Raw genomic sequence first — 16,094 nt, 5'->3', positions numbered from 1 at the left:
GATCAGTCGCTGGCAGAGGCCTTGGCCGCTGCTGCCGCCGACCCGGCAGCATCTTCGGCGGCATACGGCGAGACACCACCGTCGGCGATGAAGCGGTCGATGCGCGCCTCCAGCACCGGCAATGGCACCGAGCCGGTCTGCAGCACCGCATCGTGGAAATGGCGCAGGTCGAATTTTTCGCCCAGGGCGGCTTCGGCCTTGCGCCGCAGCTCCAGGATCTTCAGCTCGCCCAGGTAATACGACAACGCCTGCCCCGGCCAGGCGATGTAGCGGTCCACCTCGGTGGTGACTTCGTGCTCGCTCAAGGCGGTGTTGTCGCGCAGGTAGGCCTGCGCCTGCGCGCGCGTCCAGCCCTTGTGGTGGATGCCGGTATCGATCACCAGGCGGCAGGCGCGCCACATCTGGTAGGTGAGATAGCCGAAGCGGTCATAGGGCGTGTCGTACATGCCCATTTCCTGGCCCAGGTACTCCGAATACAGGGCCCAGCCTTCGCCATAGGCAGAGATGTAGGCGTAGCGGCGAAACTCCGGCAGCCCCTGCGCCTCTGCCGCCAGCGGCATCTGCAGCGCGTGGCCGGGCGAGGACTCGTGCAGCGTCAGTGCGGTCAGGTTGTACAGCGGCCGCGACGGCAGGTTGTAGGTGTTGACCAGATAGATGCCCGGGCCACCGCGCCCGCCGGTGTAGAACGGCGCCAGCTCCGGCGGCACCGGCTCGATCGCGAAGCGTCGGCGCGGCAGCCGGCCGATGTAATCGCCCACCTTGGCGTCCACGCGCTTGGCGATCCAGGCGGCCTGCTTGAGCAACTGTTCCGGCGTCTTGGCATAGAACTGCGGGTCGCTACGCAGGAACTGCAGGAAGGCAGGAAACACCGCCTGCCCGGCCGGTGCCTTGAAGCCGCTGGCGGCGATGGTCTGATCCATCTGCGTGCGCAGCTTGGCCACTTCCTGCAGACCGATCTGGTGGATCTGCTCCGGGCTCAACTCCAGCGTGGTGAATTCGCGGATCTGCGCGCGGTAATACGCCTGCCCGTCCGGCAAGGCTTCGCCGGCCAGCGTGGTGCGCGCGCGCGGCTGGTACTCGTTGCGGATGAAGTCCAGCAGCTTCGCGTAGGCCGGCAGCACCTGCGTATCGATGGTCTGCACTGCCTGCTGGCGCAATTGCGCCTGCACATCGGCAGGCAGCGTGGCCGGCATCTGCTTGAACGGTGCGTAGAACGGATTGGCCTCGCCCTTGGCCTGCACCACGTCGGCGATGGACTGGTCGCGCCCGGTCAGGGTCACCCGGGGCTGGCTGAAACCGCGCGCCAGGCCGGCACGCATATTGTCGGTGTGCTCGGCGAAATAGCGCGGGATATCGGCGAGCATCTTCAGATAGCGCTGGTAGTCCTCGCGCGTACGCAGCTTGGCTTCGGCGCTGAAGCCCAGGTCGCTCCAGAACGCCGAGTCGCTGTTAAACGGCATTTCCCAGGCGCGAAAATGCTGCTGATCCATCAGCACCAGCAGCTGCTGCCGGTACACCTGATAGCTCACCTGATCTTCGGCCGGCAACTGCGCTGCCGGAATCGCATCCAGCTCCTTCAACGTCTGTTGCCAGTACGCGGTGCGCAGGTTTTGCGTGGCCACATCGACCTTGGGCAGATGGTCGGACTGCCTGTCCTGGGTGGCCTGGTTGTCTTCATCCACCGCGCCGGACAGCTGCGCCTGCCGCCAGCGCCATTCGCGCGTGTACAGCGCCTTGAAGCGTGCCGCTGCACTGTCCTGCGTGCTTGCTGCGGGTGCAGGTGCTGCGGCCTGTGCTTGCGACACGGTACCGCCCAGGCTGGCAGCAATCAGCACGCTCAATGCGCTCGCGCGCCAGACGCTGTGGGTGCTCATCCGCGTGCCTCCGGCGCCGCCTTGGCCTGCGCGATCCACTGGCGCACGCGCTGCTGCAGCATCGCCAGCGGCATTGCGCCGCCGCCGAGCACCGCATCGTGGAAGGCGCGCACATCGAAGCGATCGCCGAGTTCTTTTTCCGCCTCCGCGCGCAGCGCAAGAATCTGCAGCTGCCCCAGTTTGTAGCCCAACGCCTGGCCCGGCCAGACGATGTAGCGATCGGTTTCGGACTGGATGCTGGGCTCGTCATCGGACGGATGCGCGTGGAAGAAATCCACCATCTGCTGGCGGTTCCAGCGCTTGTAATGCACGCCGGTGTCGAGCACCAGGCGATTGGCGCGCAACAGCTCGCCGGACAGCCGGCCGTAGTCGTTGTACGGGTCCTTGAAGAAACCGATCTCCTTGCCCAGGCGCTCGGCGTACAGCGCCCAGCCTTCGATATAGGCGTTGTAGCCGGCCTGCTGGCGGAACGGCGGCAATGGCAACGTCTGCGCAAGCGAGATCTGCAGGTGATGGCCCGGCACGCCCTCGTGATAGGCGGTGGTTTCGATATTGACCAGCGTGCGGCTGGCGAAGTCACTGGTGTTGACCTTGACGATGGCCGGCTTGGTGCCTTCCGGATTGCTCTGCCAGTATTCGGCGCCGGGCGCGCTGCGCCGGAATGCCGGCATCGCCTGCACTTCCAGCGGCGTTTTCGGCAGGTGACCGAACAGCTTGGGCAACTCGGGTTCCATCGCGGCGATGTGATCGCGGTACTGCTGCAGGATCTGCTCGCCGGAGCTGGCGAAGTGGCGCTTGTCGGTATCCACCGCCTTGCGGAAGCTGGCCAGGTCGGCAAAGCCCTGCGCCTTGGCGATCACCGTCATCTCGCCTTCGATGCGCGCCACTTCCTTCAGGCCGATCTGATGGATCTCCTCCGGCGCCATGTCGGTGGTGGTCTGGGTATGGATGGCGTAGCGATAGCGGCGTTCGCCATCGGGCAGCGACCATACCCCTTCCTGCGCACGCCCTTGCGCGGCGTACTCGTCGCGCACGAACGCGGCCAGCTTGGTGTAGGCCGGGCGCACCTGCTGCTCGATCGCCGCAAGCAACTGCGTGCGCAGCGCAGCGCGCTGCTCGGACGGCACCGCGGCGTCGAGTTTTTTCAGCGGCGAGGCGAACGGGCTCTGCTCGCCGGTCAGCGCGGCGATCTTGTCGATCTGCTCGGGCAGGCGCTCCAGCAGATAACGCGGCTGCACCAGCCCCTCCTTGGCGCCCTGCCGCGACACCGCGATCACCTGGTCGATCACCGTCGGAATCGTCTGCAGGCGCTTGATGTAGTCCTGATAATCCTTGGCGTTCTCGAACGGAAACGCATCGCCGTAACCGGCCAGCCCCAGCTGGATGCCGCCGATCGGCTCCAGCGGCATCGCATAGGTCTTCAGGTCGATGCCTTCCAGCTTGTCGCGCAACTGGCCGAGCATCATCTGCAGGCTGAGCTGGCGCTGTTCGTCCAGCGTCTTGCTGTCGATCGCTTCGAATTGCGTGAGCAGCTCGGCAGTGGCGGTGCGTTCGGCCTGCACGGCCTGAAGCGAATAGTCGCTCCAACGATCGTTGTAACGCTTGTCGCCGATGATGCTGGCGAACTCCGGGTTGTGCTGCAACTGGTACTGCCATTGCTTGTCCAGCAGCGCATCGAAGGCCTTGGCGGCTTGCTCGCCGGTTGGCGCAGCGGTGGCTGCAGCCGCCGTTTCCGCTGCCGGCGGCGCCGGCTTGCAGGCTGTGAACAAGGCGGCGGCCAGCAGGCCGATGGCGACGGGACGCAGGTGGTTCATGCAGTTACTCCAAGATGCAATGGCGGCTGTAGGAGCGCGCCTGAGCGCGACGGCCTTATCGGGACTGCCCGTCGCGCCCGGGTGCGCTCCTACGCGTGCGTGAGCCTGTAACGGCTCATGCAAACGGTTGATCGATCGCCGGCGACGGCGGGGTAAACCACTGCGCGCCGGTATCGGTGACGTAAAAGTGGTCTTCCAGGCGCACCCCGAATGCACCGGGCACCACGATCATCGGCTCGTTGCTGGCGCACATGCCCGGCTGCAGCGGCTGCGCATTGCCGCGCACCAGATACGGCGCTTCGTGGATCGCCAGGCCGCAGCCATGGCCGGTGCGGTGCGGCAATCCTGGCAAGCGGTAGTCCGGGCCCAGCCCAGCGGCCTCCAGCACGCTGCGCGCGGCCTGGTCCACCGCTTCGCAGGCGAGCCCGGGGCGGATCGCCGCAAACGCGGCTGCCTGCGCCGCCTGTTCCAGATCCCAGATGCGCCGTTGCGCGTCGTCGGGCGTGCCGTAGATCCAGGTACGGGTGATATCGGAGTGGTAGCCCTGCACGGTGCAGCCGGTGTCGATCAGCACCAGCTCGCCTGCACGCAGGTGCTGCACGCCGGGAATGCCGTGCGGGAATGCGGTGGCATGGCCGAACTGCACGATGCAGAAGGTCGAGCCGTTGTCCGCGCCCAGCGCGCGGTGCGCCTCGTCGATGAAGCGCACCAACTGGTCGGTGCCGATGCCTTCCTGCGCGATGCCGGCGGCCAGCCGCTGCACCAGCAAGGTCATGTCGCAGGCCTGCTGCATCAGCGCCAGCTCGGCCGGTGACTTGCACATGCGGCAGCCGTCGATGATGGCCGCGGCATCGCGGATCGCCGTGCCCAGGTGTGCGCGCAGGCCGGTGTGTACGGCAAAGGCGATGCCCGGATCCAGCGCCAGTGCATGCGCGTGGCGGTCGTCCATCACCTGCACCACCAGTGCGTACGGGTCCTCGTGTTCTTCCCACAGATGTTTGGCGACCGCGATCTTCAGCACCGCATCCAGCGAGCCTTCTTCGAACGCGGGGCAGATCAGCACCGGGTCGCCGTCCAGCGTGAGCAGCAGCGCGACCAGCCGCTCGCTCGCGCCCCAGGGCACGCCGGTGAAATAACGCAGCGACGTGCCAGCGCCGATCAACAGCGCATCCACGCCGTGCGCGCGCATCAGGCGGCGTGCGCGTTCGATACGCTGTGTGTATTCCTGCGCGGCGATCGGCGCGGCGCGCTGCGTCCACGGCGTCAATTGCGCGCGCGCCTGTTCCAGCGACAGCCCGCCGATCTGGCTGCTCATGCGCCGGCCCCAAGGTCGGCGGTGCTCCATTGCCCATCGACCAGGCGCGCCACGCCACCCGGATTGCGCTGGCGCAAGTCGGCCGGCAGCAAGGCGTCCGGCACCGCGTCGTAGCTGTGCAAGGCGGCGAAGCGGCGGATCGAACCGGGCATGCCCACCGCGGTGAAGCCTGGGTGCCCGGTGCTGGGGAACGGCCCGCCATGATTCTGCGCCGCGCTCACCGCCACGCCGGTCGGCATCTTGCTGTTGATCAAGCGCCCCACCCGCGCCCGCAGCACCGGGGCGATGGCCTGCCAGGCCGCATCGTCGCTGCCATCGTCCGCGCGGTACAAGGTGCCGGTGAGGTTGCCTTCGAATGCAGCGGCGATTTGCGCCATCTGCGCCACGTCGCGTGCACGCACCAGCAGGCTCACCGGGCCGAAGGCCTCGGTCTGCAACGCATGCGGGCTGGTGAGGAAGGCCTGCGCATCCACGCTCAACAAGGTCGGCGCATGGCGATAGCCGTCTTCGCCGGTATGCCCGCCGGCAAGCAGCGCGGCGCCGGCAGCGCGCAGGGCTGCCACACCGTGTTGCACGCCTTCCACGCCTGCGCTGGAAAACAGCACCATCGGCATGGCGGCTTCGAAGTGCGCCGTGGTCGCGGCCACGAACGCATCGCCGGCCTCGCCCTGTGGCACCACCACCACCCCGGGATTGGTGCAGAACTGGCCGCTGCCCAGCGTGCACGAGGAGAAGAATTCCTGCGCCAGCGCCGCGCCGCGTTCGGCCAGTGCGCCCGGCAGCAGGAACACCGGGTTGACGCTGGACAGCTCGGCATAGAACGGCACGCCGGCCGCATCGGCGGCGGCCTTCAGCGCCAGCCCGCCCGCACGGCTGCCGGTGAAGCCGATCGCCCCCAGCCGCGCATCGCCGGCCAGCCGCAGGCCGGTGGCGTTGTCGACGTGATACAGCAACTGCACCGCCGCAGCCGGCAGGCCCGCCGCAAGCAAGGCTGTGTGCGCAAGCTGCGCCATGCGCTGGCTGGTGGCCGGATGCAGCGGATGCGCCTTGGCGATCACCGGGTTGCGCGCGGCAATGGCCGAGGCGAAATCGCTGCCGGCAATCGCATTGAAGGCGAACGGGAAATTGTTCGGGCCAAACACCACCACCGGCTTGCCGAGCGGCGCCAGATGCGAACGCAGATCGGCAGCGGTGTCGATGATGGGTTGGGTCCAGCTATAGCTGCGCACCGCCTGGGCCGCCTGACGCAACTGCCCGCTGGTGCGCGGCAGCTCGTTGCCGCGCAAGCGTGTGGGCGCCGGCAATGCGGTCTCTGCGTGGGCAAGCGCCACCAGGGTGTCGGCATCGGCATCCAGCGCGTCGGCGTAGGCGTCCAGGAATGCGGCAATCCGTTCGACCGGTGCCGCGGCAAGTTCCGCTGCAACCGCTTGCGCTGCCGCAACCGCGGTTTCGACATCCTCCGCACCGCTGACCGGAAACTGCGGCCCGATCGCCTCGCCCGTGCTCGGGTCGGCGGCACGGAAGCTGGCGCTCGCCGCGCGGCTGGGTTGCCACCGGCCGGCCAGCAACACCTCGGCCTGCTGTGCGGGAGGGGATTGGAGCGTCTCGTTCATTGCGGCACCTTCGGTTGCATGAGGACAGACCCTGCGCACTGTGCGGCAGCGGCCGACCAAAAAACGACGAGGATGCCGCGCTGATGCGACATCCTCATCGACCCACCTCGCGCTACGCCGGCCACCGCGTCCGCGCGTGCATCCGTGCGCGGCGCTCGTCCGGTGGCGTGCAGCGCGAGCTCATCGTCAGGACAGTGTGGGCGCAGTGGCGATGGCATGGTCGATGACCTTGAGCGCGGCCTCGCGCTCGGCACCGTCGACCACCAGGCGCGGCGCGCGCACGCGCTCGCTGCCCAGGCCGACCTTTTCCTGCACCAGTTTGATCAACTGCACGAACTTGGGCACGGTATCCAGGCGCAGCAGCGGCAGGAACCAGTCGTAGAGTTCCTTGGCCGCCGGGTATCCACCGTCGCGCGCGAGTTCGAACAGGCGCACCGATTCCTTCGGGTAGGCGTTGACCAGACCGGCGATCCAGCCCTTGGCGCCCATGCTCAGGCCTTCGACGATGGCATCGTCCATGCCCACCAGCAGCGCCAGACGATCCCCCAGCAGCTCTTGCAGCGCGGCGAAGCGGCGCACGTCGCCCGAGGATTCCTTCACTGCCTGCAGGTTGGGGAATTCGGCGGCCAGCTCGGCGATCTGCGCCGGGCCGAAATCGGTCTTGTAGGCCACTGGGTTGTTGTACAGGATCACCGGAAGGTCGGTGGCGGCGATCACCGCGCGCACATGCGCTCCCATCTCGCGCCAGTCGGTGGAGTAGACGTAGGGCGGCAACACCATCAGCCCGCCGCAACCGAGGTCCTTGGCCGCCTTGGCCAGCGCCACCGCCTCACCGGTCGCCAGGCTGGCGATGCCCGGCACCACCGGCACGCGGCCATTCAATGCGCTAACCAGCGTCTTGAGCACGGCGATCTTGTCGTCCACGCTCAAGGTGGCCGCTTCGCCCAGCGAGCCCAGCGGCACGATCGCGGTGCAGCCGGCATCCACCAGTTGATTGGCGTGCTTGGCGAGGAAGTCGTGATCGATCTCGCCGGAGGCGGTGAACGGGGTGGTGATGGCCGGCAGCACGCCGTGCCAGAACGCAGCAATACTCATGGATGATTCCCTTGCGAGTCGGAAGTGAACGGGTCGGCCAGCGCCGCGAGGCGGACCGGGAACAACGGCGGCCGGCGGCCGGCGTCGGTGGAAAGCGCGGGCGGGCAACGCCCAAGCTCGGCGAGCGCGGTGCCGCAGATGCGGCCCTGGCAGGCGCCCATGCCGCAGCGCGAAGTGAGCTTGGCATCGCGTGCATCGTTGAAGTTGTCCAGCGCGCCCAGCGGCACGTCTTCGCAGCGGCACACCAGCGTGTCCGGCTGCGCCAGCGCGCGGATGCGTGGATCAAGCGCGAACTGCTGTTGCAGCACCCCGGCGAACGCACGCGCGGCACGTCGCTGCGGCTGCAGGCGCAGCGCAGCGTCCGGCGCGTCGGCAGCCATATGCCCGGCCATCGCACCTTCGATCAGCGCGCAATCGCGTCCGCCGATGCCGCAGGCCTCGCCCGCTGCAAAGACCTGCCGCACGCTGGTGCGCAGCAGCGCATCCACATGCACCTGTTGATGCGCGCCGTACGCGTCCAGCCGGCAACCGAGCAGCTGTGCAAGTTCGGTGTTCGGCACCAGGCCATAGCCCACCGCCAGTTGATCGCAGGCAACACGGGTGCGACCGGTGGGCCCTTCGATCTCGATTTCACGCAGTTGCGTATCGCCATGTGCGGCAACGACAAAACTGCCGGCGCGATACGCCACCGCGCGCAATTGCAGACGCAGCGCCACCGCCTGCGCGGCCTTGCCCGGCCAACGCCACAGCTGCAATGCGAACTGCCGCAACGCAGCTGCAGAGGTCTGTTCGTGGATGCCAAGCACCTGCGCGCCATGCCGTTGCAAGGTCGCCGCACTGGCCAGCAGCAGCGGGCCGCTGCCGGCGACCACCACACGCTTGCCGGCCAGCGGCCAGCCCTGTTTGGCCAGCGCCTGCGCCGCGCCGGCGCCGGTGACGCCGGGCAAGGTCCAGCCCGGAAACGGCAGCAGCAATTCGCGCGCGCCGGTGGCCAGCACCAGGGCGGCGTAATGCAGTTGCAGGGGACCGTGCGGGCCATCGGCCAGCAGCCAGCCCGGCTGCGCCAGCAGGATCTGCGTTTGCGTCAGCAGCGTGATCGACGCCGCGCCCTGCACCTGCCGCAACAGCGCGCGCGCATCGGCCGGCGCGCCGTGCCGCACATCGTTGCGCCACACCTGCCCGCCGGCACGCGGCTGCAGGTCGACCACGCCCACCCGCACGCCATGACTGGCCGCTGCCTGCGCCGCCGCCAGGCCGGCCGGGCCGGCGCCGATCACCAGCACATCGAAATGCTGCACGCGCTCAGCCATCGGTGCGTACCTGCATGCCATCGCACGCATCCACCAGGCAGGCGCGTTGCTGGCCGATGCCATCGATGCGCACCCGGCATTCGAAACACACGCCCATGCCGCACAACGGCGCGCGCGGCTGGCCGCTGCACGACTGCCGGAACTGCAGCGTCGCCTGCGCCACCGCAGCGGCCACGCTGGCGCCGGCCGGCACCTCGACCGCTTGCGCATCCACGTGCAGGCGCACCGTCGCGCTCATGCGGCTGCACCATGCACGGCGCGCGCCGGAGCGTACGGGCTGGGGTCGATGGCCGGGGTGCGCCCAAGCAGGCTGTCCACGATCACCCGGGCGCTCCCCAGCGCCGTGGTGACGCCCAGCCCCTCATGACCGGCGGCTACCCACACATCGCGCCGGCCGGGCACCGCCCCGAGATACGGGCGCCCGTCCGGCGTGGCCGGGCGCAGTCCGGTCCACACCCGGATCGCCTGCAACTCGCGCAGCACCGGCAGATAGGCGAATGCGCGCTGCAGCATCTGCTGCAACACCGGCAGCGACAGCGCGCGGTCGTGCTCACCGAACTGGCGCGAGGAGCCGATCAGGATCTGCCCGGTCGGCCGCGGCTGCACATTGAAGGCCACGCTGGTGGCGTCGGCGCCATGCGCCGAATCGGCATAGCCCAGTTCCAGTAGCTGATGCCGGATCAAACCAGGATGCCGGTCGGTGATGACCAGATGGCCCTTGCGCGGGCGCAGCGTCAGCTCCGGCAACAACTGCGGCAAGGCCACCCCGCTGGCCACCAGCACCGGGCCGGCCAACAGCTGGCCATCGTCCAGACGCACACCATGCGCCTGCAACTGCTCCACCTTGCGGCCGGCAAACAGCTGCGCGCCCGCCTTGCAGGCCAGGCTCACCAGATGCCGCGCCACCCGCGGCGGATACACCACGGCCTCACCCGGCACCAGCATGCCGCCGGCCAGGCCCGCCACCAGTTGCGGCTCCAGTGCATACAACTGGCCGGCATCAATGGCGTCGGCATGCAGGCCGGCCGCCGCCAGCCGCGCGATCTTGGCCGGCACCGCCGCCAGTTCGCGCGCATCGCGGGCCACCCACAGCGTGCCGCAGCGGCTGAATTCGGCCTCGCTCAGTTGTGCGAAGCGCTCCCACAGCCGCAGCGAATACGCCGACAACGCCAGCTCGGCCGGGTCGTCGTCCATCGCCACCAGGTGCCCCATCGCCGCCGCGGTGGAACCGCCGCCGATCGGCCCCGGCTCGACGATCGCCACGCGCAGCCCTTCGCACGCGGCCGCCTCGGCGCAGGCCGCGCCGACGATGCCCGCGCCCACCACGATCAGGTCGTAGCTGCGTCGCGTGGACGCTGCCGACGGCGCCGCATCGGCGGCCGGCGCGCTGCCAACTCCCTCCGATGGGGGCCGCACTTCGTCCATCAGGCCACGATGCCCCAGGCGAACGGGTCGGCCGGGTCGATCAGCAACTGCGCGCGCGCGGTGATGTAGGCGTGCCCGCTGATGCGTGGCGCAATGCCGCGCCCGCTGAGGCGATAGCTGCCTTCGAAGGCGCTGCCCAGAATGCCCTGCTGTACCCAGCGCTCGCCTTCGGCCAGCTTGCCGTCGGCGGCCAGGCAGGCCAGCTTGGCGCTGGTGCCGGTGCCGCACGGCGAACGGTCGTAGGCCAGCCCCGGGCACAGCACGAAGTTGCGCGCCACGCCACTGCCGTCCGGTGCGCTGCCGTTGATTTCGATATGGTCGATCTCGCCACCGGCCTCGCCGGTGATGCCGGCCGCTTCCAGCGCCAGCCGGATCGCCTCGGTATAGGCGGTCAGCTCGCGCTGATGTGCCAGGTCCAGCGCACACGGCGCCTGCCCGGTGATGAAGAACCAGTTGCCGCCCCAGGCCACATCGCCACGCACCGGCCCGTAACCGGGCACGTCCACGTCCACGTCGGTCGCGACGCGATAGCTGTCGACATTGTCGACCGACACCGTGCCGTCTTCGGCCAGTTCCACGCCGACCGTGCCGACCGGCGTCTCGATGCGGTGCTGGCCCGGCGAGATGCGCCCCAGCTCGGCCAGCGTACGCACCACGCCGATGGTGCCGTGCCCGCACATGCCCAGGTAGCCAACGTTGTTGAAGAAGATCACCCCGGTGCAGGCGCTGGGGTCGCGGGCCGGCAGCAGCAAGGCGCCGACCATGGTGTCCGAGCCGCGCGGTTCGCAGGCGATCGCGCTGCGCCACTGGTCGAAATCGCGGCCAAACCGCTCGCGGCATTGCGCCAGATCGCCATCGCCCAGATCGGGGAAGCCGGAGAGGACCACGCGGGTAGGTTCGCCGGCCGTATGGGAGTCGATGACGTCGATGGTGTGCATGGCTCATGCTCCCACTGCCGGCTGGCGGACGACTAGCGTCCAATGCGAGTTGCAAATGCGGAAATCCGCACAATCGACAACCCGGTTCACAGCCCCGCGTTTGCGCTAGGATCAATACAGGGCCGCGCCTTTCGTGCAGCCGTCAATCGTGACCGCCACCATGACGCCGATGGACCTCAACCTTCCCGCGCTGGAAATGCAGACGCTGTTCGATGCGCTGCCGGACGTGGTGTTCTTCATCAAGGACAGCGAGGGCCGCTACACCCATTGCAACCTGACGCTGGTGCGCCGGCTCGGACGCAAATTGCGCAGCGAAATCATCGGCCGCTCGCCACTGGAAGTGTTCCCGCTGCCGCTGGGCGGCAGCTACATGATGCAGGACCGCCGCGTGCTGTGTGGCGAGCTCATCGACAACCAGTTGGAGGTGCATCTGTATCCCAACCGCCTGCCCGGCTGGTGTCTGACCTTCAAACGCCCGCTGTGCGAGGCCAATGAGGTGATTGGCGTGGTCGGCATTTCGCGCGATCTGGGCCAGCCCGACAGCCGGCACTCGGCGTACGAGCGCCTGAGCCAGGTGATGGATCACATGCAGGCCAACTTCGGCGACAACCTGCGCGTGCAGAGCCTGGCCGACCTGGCCGGCCTGTCGGTGGCGCAGCTGGAACGGCACTTCCGCCGCGTGTTCCAGGTGACCCCGCAGCAACTGCTGACCAAGCTGCGGATCGAATCGGCGATGCGGCTGCTGTACGGCGACGACAGCATCGCCAGCATCGGGCAACGCTGCGGCTTTGCCGACCAGAGCGCATTCGCGCGTCAGTTCAAGGCAACCGTCGGCATGACCCCGCGCGATTACCGTGCGCTCAAGGGTCAGTTGTAGGCACGCAAACACACGCTGACACACCATTGGCACAAATGCCGAATTCGGCAGCATTGGCGATGCCGCGGCGATGCGGTTTGCGCGGGTTGTTGCACCGCTGTCGCGGCGTGCAGGAGGCGGCGCAGGCAGGCTCGCGCTGAAGGTCGCGTCAAGGCGACCCTGGGCCCGGATGGTAGAATTTCGGGTTTCCCCTACCGCGTTGCCAATGGCCAGCTTTTTCCGCCGTAACAAGCCCACCACGCCCGACAGCGCGCGTACCTCGCGCTATAGCCTGGAAGAACTGGCAGCCGCATTCCCCACCGCGCCGTCTGCCGCCACCCCGGCATCGCCGGTCGAGGCAATGCCGACTGCCGAACCTGGCACATCGGCCACACCATCATCACCCGCGCCTGCCGCACCCGCGCGCAGCGATGCGGTAACGCCGACGCCCGCCGCAACGCCGCCTGCCGCGGCACCGGCCGACCAACTTGCCCAGGACATCGCCACGCGCACTGGCCAGGCGCAGAGCATTGCCGCAGTCCCCAACGCACCCACGTCGTTGGCCACGCCGACGCCTCAGGCATTGCAGGCGCTGCCCGATCCGCTTCCGTCTGCCGCGCCGCACGCTCCCACGGTAGTGGTACCGCCGCCGGTGGTCGTGCAGCCGCACAGCGCACCCGCGCAACCGGCAGGCACGCCTGCGCCGACGCCTGCACAAGGCGCCGCGCCCGCAGTCGTACCGTCGACTGCAACGCCTGCTGCCACGCTTACCGTCGTGACACCCGCTGTCGTGACACCTGCCGCCGCAACAGCTGCGCCCGCAGTGCAACCGGCCGTCGCCCCGTTGCCCACCGCCGCGCCCAGCGTCGTCGCCCCGGCCGTGATCAGCGCCCCAGTGCCGGCCAGTTCCGACAACGACAGCATCGTCGGCCAGCGCGATGCGCTACCTGCCGCCCCGGCCGGCAAGCCTGGCTGGCGCGACCGCCTGCGCAACAGCAGCTTCGCGCGCAGCTTCGGCGGTCTGTTCTCGCGCAACCCCAAGCTTGACGACGACCTGCTCGACGAGATCGAAACCGCGCTGATCACCGCCGACGTTGGCATCGGCGCGACCACCGCCCTGGTCGAAGGGCTGCGCAAGCGCATGAAGTCGCGCGAGTTCGCCGATGCGCAGGCGATGTTCAAGGCCTTGCGCGCCGATCTGATCGCGCTGCTGCAGCCGGTTTCCAAACCGCTGGTCATCGACCGCTCGGCCAAGCCCTTCGTGGTGCTCACCGTCGGCGTCAACGGCGTCGGCAAGACCACCACCATCGGCAAGCTGGCCAAGCGCTTCAAGGACGACGGCAACAGCCTGATGCTGGCCGCCGGCGACACCTTCCGCGCCGCGGCGGTGGCGCAGCTGCAGGCCTGGGGCGATCGCAACGGCGTGGCCGTGATCGCGCAGGGGCAGAATGCCGATGCCGCCTCGGTAGCGTTCGACGCGCTGCAGGCTGCCAAGGCGCGTGGCACCGAGGTGTTGATCGCCGACACCGCCGGCCGCCTGCACACCCAGACCGGGCTGATGAACGAGCTGGGCAAGATCCGTCGCGTGCTCGGCAAGATCGATGCTGCCGCACCGCACGAGGTGCTGATGGTCATCGACGGCACCACCGGCCAGAACGCCATCTCGCAGCTGCGCCAGTTCCATGCCGCGGTCGGCGTCACCGGCCTGGTCGTGACCAAGCTCGATGGCACCGCCAAGGGCGGCGTGGTGTTCGCACTGGCGCGCGAGTTCGGCATTCCGATCCGCTTCGCCGGCATCGGAGAGCGCCCGGAAGATCTACGCGTGTTCGACCCGGTCGCCTTCGTCGATGCGTTGTTGCCGGAAGCACTGGGCAGCTGAGTGGCAGAGGCCTGCCCGCATCTGCAAGCGCTGTGCGCGCAGGCGCTGCAGGCAGGCTGCACGGTGCGCGGAGTGTCCGGCGACTGGTCGCGCGCCAAGCGTGTGCTGGAGTTCGCCCAGCCATTGCCGGCGGCGTTGCGCAAGCAGGCGCGGCGCCATGCAGAGCTGGTTCATTACCATGCACCGGCCGCACCGCACTGGCCTGGCGATGAAGGCTTCTTCTGCGACCAATGCCGGGTTGGACTTGCGTTTCCGCTGCACTGACCGGTCCACCGCCATACGCGCACAGCCGGGCGTCATCCGCCCGCCGTCATCGCCTTCCTTCGCCAGCAGACCCCATGCCAGCCGATCACGCCACTGCCACCGCTGACGCCTTCGTCGACCGCCTGCTGCACTGGTTCGACGGCCACGGTCGCCACGACCTGCCCTGGCAACATCCGCGCGCGCCTTACCGGGTGTGGTTGTCGGAAATCATGCTGCAGCAGACCCAGGTTGCGGTGGTCATTCCGTATTTCCACAAGTTCGTCGCCCGCTTTCCGACCCTGGCCGACCTGGCCGCAGCCGACAACGACACCGTGATGGCGCACTGGGCCGGGTTGGGCTACTACGCACGCGCACGCAACCTGCATGCCGCAGCCCGGCAATGCGTCGCCCTGCACGATGGCGAGCTGCCACGCGACTTCGATGCGTTGCTGGCGTTGCCCGGCATCGGCCGCAGCACCGCCGGCGCGATCCTCAGCCAGGCCTGGAACGACCGCTTCGCGATCATGGACGGCAACGTCAAACGCGTGCTGACGCGCTTCCACGGCATTGCCGGCTACCCCGGCCTGCCGGCGATCGAAAAGCAGTTATGGCAACTGGCGACGACGCATGTGGCGCAGGTGCCGGCCGGCCGCCTGGCCAACTACACCCAGGCGCAGATGGATTTCGGCGCCACGCTATGCACACGCGCCAAACCGGCCTGCGTGCTGTGCCCGCTGCAGGACGATTGCGTGGCGCGCCGCGATGGCCTGGTCGACGCACTGCCCACGCCCAAGCCCGGCAAGGCGTTGCCCGAGCGCGAAGCCACCGCCTTGCTGCTGGAAAACGCAGACAGGCAGATCCTGCTGCAGCGCCGCCCACCGACCGGCATCTGGGCCTCGCTGTGGACGCTGCCGCAGGCCGAGACCGACAGCGGCATGCGCGCATGGTTCGACAAACACATCGATGGCAACTACGACCGCGCCGACGAACTGCCGCTGATCGTGCACACCTTCAGTCATTACCGGCTGCATCTGCAGCCCTTGCGCCTCGGCAAGGTCGCACTGCGCGCGGCGGTACGCGACAATGACGACCTGCGCTGGGTCGCCCGCGCCGATCTCGCATCGCTGGGCTTGCCGGCGCCGATCCGCAAACTGCTCGACGCCCTCTAGGCGCGCACTCAAAGGAATCCGCATGTCCCGCACCGTGTTCTGCCAGTACCAGCAATGCGACACCGAAGGCCTGGATTTTGTGCCGTATCCCGGCGAGCTCGGCCAGCGCGTGTTCGCGCAGATCGGCAAGAGCGCATGGCAGGCCTGGCTGGCGCATCAGACCATGCTGATCAACGAAAACCGGCTGTCGCCGCGCGACCCCAAGCACCGTGCGTTTCTCGAAGCCGAGTTGCAGAAGTTCCTGTTCGAACGCAATGCCGACAAGCCGGATGGCTATGTCGCGCCGATGAGCGAAGAATAAGCACGTCGGGATTCAGCGCGGCCAACAGACCACTGCGCTCACCGCCGGACAGGCGCGGCCTGTGACCGGGATCGGCATGCATCACGCATGCCGTCCAGATCCTGCGCAACACTTCCTTCGGGCCGGGCATTGCTGGCCGCGGCTTTAGCCGTTGTCAGACAGGACAGAGCGAGCGCAGCCAAGGATAGGCCTGCAACGCATCAGCCGCTACACGATCGCAGCGACCATCTGCAGGCGACTTCAGGGCATCGCACCGCCCTGA

14 protein-coding genes are annotated in these 16,094 nt (G+C 68.4%); 5 read left to right on the top strand and 9 right to left on the bottom strand.

Going from position 1 to position 16,094, the window contains the following annotated elements:
* Positions 1-2 precede the first annotated feature (2 nt).
* The 9 genes from ABQ137_RS14105 to ABQ137_RS14065 all read right to left on the bottom strand — a co-directional run bounded on the left by ABQ137_RS14105 (position 3) and on the right by ABQ137_RS14065 (position 11,384).
* Entirely contained in the window at positions 3-1,874 is a 1,872-nt protein-coding gene (locus ABQ137_RS14105) for a DUF885 domain-containing protein (protein WP_349782909.1), read from the bottom strand.
* Positions 1,871-3,688 carry a DUF885 domain-containing protein gene (locus ABQ137_RS14100; RefSeq protein ID WP_349782907.1) on the bottom strand — a complete coding sequence of 606 codons (1,818 nt, stop codon included), beginning with the start codon at positions 3,686-3,688 and terminating at the stop codon, positions 1,871-1,873. Before ABQ137_RS14100 ends, ABQ137_RS14105 begins: the two co-directional genes overlap by 4 nt.
* A gap of 115 nt (positions 3,689-3,803) precedes the next feature.
* On the bottom strand, positions 3,804-5,003 hold the full coding sequence (locus ABQ137_RS14095; RefSeq protein WP_126966016.1) for a M24 family metallopeptidase: 1,200 nt from the start codon (positions 5,001-5,003) through the stop codon (positions 3,804-3,806).
* Positions 5,000-6,616, bottom strand: coding sequence for an aldehyde dehydrogenase family protein (locus ABQ137_RS14090; protein ID WP_349782905.1), 1,617 nt, complete (start codon positions 6,614-6,616; stop codon positions 5,000-5,002). The genes ABQ137_RS14095 and ABQ137_RS14090 overlap by 4 nt, the downstream gene beginning before the upstream one ends.
* A gap of 186 nt (positions 6,617-6,802) precedes the next feature.
* Complete coding sequence (locus ABQ137_RS14085; RefSeq protein WP_167709101.1) at positions 6,803-7,711, bottom strand: dihydrodipicolinate synthase family protein; 909 nt, start codon at positions 7,709-7,711, stop codon at positions 6,803-6,805.
* Positions 7,708-9,021, bottom strand: coding sequence for an FAD-dependent oxidoreductase (locus ABQ137_RS14080; protein WP_349782903.1), 1,314 nt, complete (start codon positions 9,019-9,021; stop codon positions 7,708-7,710). Before ABQ137_RS14080 ends, ABQ137_RS14085 begins: the two co-directional genes overlap by 4 nt.
* Positions 9,014-9,259 (bottom strand): 2Fe-2S iron-sulfur cluster-binding protein, encoded by a 246-nt coding sequence (locus ABQ137_RS14075; protein WP_349782901.1) that lies wholly within the window; start codon positions 9,257-9,259, stop codon positions 9,014-9,016. Before ABQ137_RS14075 ends, ABQ137_RS14080 begins: the two co-directional genes overlap by 8 nt.
* Positions 9,256-10,446: an NAD(P)/FAD-dependent oxidoreductase gene (locus ABQ137_RS14070; RefSeq protein WP_349782899.1), complete on the bottom strand. Its 1,191-nt coding sequence runs from the start codon at positions 10,444-10,446 to the stop codon at positions 9,256-9,258. Before ABQ137_RS14070 ends, ABQ137_RS14075 begins: the two co-directional genes overlap by 4 nt.
* Positions 10,446-11,384 (bottom strand): proline racemase family protein, encoded by a 939-nt coding sequence (locus ABQ137_RS14065; protein WP_349782897.1) that lies wholly within the window; start codon positions 11,382-11,384, stop codon positions 10,446-10,448. The genes ABQ137_RS14070 and ABQ137_RS14065 overlap by 1 nt, the downstream gene beginning before the upstream one ends.
* 160 nt (positions 11,385-11,544) lie before the next feature.
* Here ABQ137_RS14065 and ABQ137_RS14060 point away from each other — a divergent pair, with 160 nt between their 5' ends.
* From ABQ137_RS14060 to ABQ137_RS14040, 5 genes are all read left to right on the top strand, one after another.
* Positions 11,545-12,261, top strand: coding sequence for an AraC family transcriptional regulator (locus tag ABQ137_RS14060; RefSeq protein ID WP_024937898.1), 717 nt, complete (start codon positions 11,545-11,547; stop codon positions 12,259-12,261).
* Between the two features lie 205 nt (positions 12,262-12,466).
* A complete protein-coding gene (gene ftsY, locus ABQ137_RS14055) occupies positions 12,467-14,119 on the top strand; it encodes a signal recognition particle-docking protein FtsY (protein ID WP_349782895.1) in 1,653 nt (550 codons plus the stop codon).
* Complete coding sequence (locus ABQ137_RS14050; RefSeq protein ID WP_349782893.1) at positions 14,120-14,383, top strand: hypothetical protein; 264 nt, start codon at positions 14,120-14,122, stop codon at positions 14,381-14,383.
* Positions 14,384-14,457: 74 nt separating this feature from the next.
* The gene (gene mutY, locus ABQ137_RS14045; protein ID WP_349782891.1) at positions 14,458-15,531 is read left to right on the top strand and encodes an A/G-specific adenine glycosylase; all 1,074 of its coding nucleotides are present in this window, start codon (positions 14,458-14,460) and stop codon (positions 15,529-15,531) included.
* 22 nt (positions 15,532-15,553) lie between these two features.
* Positions 15,554-15,832: an oxidative damage protection protein gene (locus tag ABQ137_RS14040; RefSeq protein WP_016902008.1), complete on the top strand. Its 279-nt coding sequence runs from the start codon at positions 15,554-15,556 to the stop codon at positions 15,830-15,832.
* Positions 15,833-16,094: the final 262 nt, after the last annotated feature.

It is taken from the genome of Xanthomonas sp. WHRI 8393, from assembly GCF_040203315.1.
GTDB lineage: Bacteria > Pseudomonadota > Gammaproteobacteria > Xanthomonadales > Xanthomonadaceae > Xanthomonas > Xanthomonas arboricola.
The sequence above is the reverse complement of the archived record's forward strand: the minus strand, read 5'-3'. Positions and strand labels throughout refer to the sequence as shown.